Annotated in this window: 2 protein-coding genes; both read right to left on the bottom strand. The window is 47.1% G+C overall.

Going from position 1 to position 1322, the window contains the following annotated elements:
* Window positions 1–85: 85 nt before the first annotated feature.
* Window positions 86–280 (bottom strand): hypothetical protein, encoded by a 195-nt coding sequence (locus RQ738_RS10605; RefSeq protein ID WP_314165149.1) that lies wholly within the window; start codon window positions 278–280, stop codon window positions 86–88.
* 425 nt (window positions 281–705) lie between these two features.
* A complete protein-coding gene (locus RQ738_RS10600; protein WP_314165148.1) occupies window positions 706–1236 on the bottom strand; it encodes a TraB/GumN family protein in 531 nt (176 codons plus the stop codon).
* Window positions 1237–1322 lie beyond the last annotated feature (86 nt).

The raw sequence follows: 1322 nt of genomic DNA, 5'->3' as shown, positions 1-1322 counted from the left end.
ATGAGTACCCTACCCATCTCCGATGGGTCAGGGCAATAAAAAAGGCAGCTTTAGCTGCCTTTTTTAACAAACAAGAGAAAGCGTCTTATTTCTTGTACTTGCTCATGTTGTCAGTCTTCTTTTCCTGACCGTCATCAAAACCTGCCTGGTAGGCCTCGGTGATGCGCTGCTCTTCACGGATAGGGTTGTGAAGATAGCCGCTCATCCAGCCATCCATGTATTCTGGGTCAATACCATCTTTTTCCATGGTAGTAACAGTGTCGTAATAGCTCTGGTCCATAAATTTCTCCTAAGCAAGATTTTGAATCTATGGGGTTAATAATCAGGTGGCAAATTGTAGTGACTACCGGGCCAACATGCAATATTAGAATATTATATACTTACTGAATTACGCCGAAATGGCCATTGAATTGTATGAATAATGTACAATTGAAATACAATTTATTGAAATATATAAAAAATATATATCTTAACGCGGTTATTTAGCAAAGAATATTTTAACCGATTGTTTTATATGGGAATTTCACAAGTATGTGAGCGATGCGACAATAGACCAATGCCAGTCGAGATAACGCTGCAAAAGGCCGGTTGCATTCTGGAAGTGAAATTTAATCATGGCGAGACCTTTAGCCTGCCGATGCTCAGGATTGCTGATTGAAAAAAGGACGTATGTTCTCTATCAATGGGGCTTTAATTCATCAATCATCAATATACTGCCTCTACCCTGTAGCCACGTTGTTCGAGCAGGTTCAGCAGGCCCTGCTCGCCCGGCAGGTGCAGGGCGCCGACGGCGATGAAGGCACGGCCTTCCTGCAGACGCGGCTGCATGCGCTGCAGCATTTTGTGATTACGCTTGTCGAGCAGGTCTTCCATGAGTCTCTCATTGGCGGGGTCGTTTGCCGGCATTTGTTCGTTACTTACCTTCTGCAGTTCTGCCAGATCCCGGGCGAGCCAGGCGCGTCGCAGTTTTTCAAACTGCGCTGGCATGGCATCGAGTTCGGCCAGGGTATGGGCCAGCATTTTCTTCTGATCGGCCAGCGACATGCTGTCGAAGACCGATAGCTGCTCCTCGTAGCTTTCCAGTGCGTGGGTCTGCATGTTGCGGCGGGTCGCGATGTTATAGAGTTTCAGATCGAGGAATTCGCCACTGTTCTGTTTCGGCACGCTCAGGGTCATCATCACCGCCCAGGGCTTCATGAGGGTGACCATTTGTGGTGGCATGCCGTGCCCGGCCATGGCCCTGACTGTGGGGTGATGATAGAAATGAGATAAGAAGAAAAGAACAAAAAAACGAAAAACTCCTTAAAAACGGCGAACATACG

It is taken from the genome of Sulfuriflexus sp. (assembly GCF_032250955.1).
Lineage (GTDB): Bacteria > Pseudomonadota > Gammaproteobacteria > AKS1 > AKS1 > Sulfuriflexus.
Note: the sequence above shows the minus strand (reverse complement) of the source record. Positions and strands in the feature narration are given on the sequence as shown.

Excerpts from the sequence above, each read along its gene's own strand:
- RQ738_RS10605 (WP_314165149.1), bottom strand. The coding sequence starts at position 280 with ATGGACCAGAGCTATTACGACACTGTTACTACCATGGAAAAAGATGGT.
- RQ738_RS10600 (WP_314165148.1), bottom strand. The coding sequence starts at position 1,236 with ATGGCCGGGCACGGCATGCCACCACAAATGGTCACCCTCATGAAGCCC.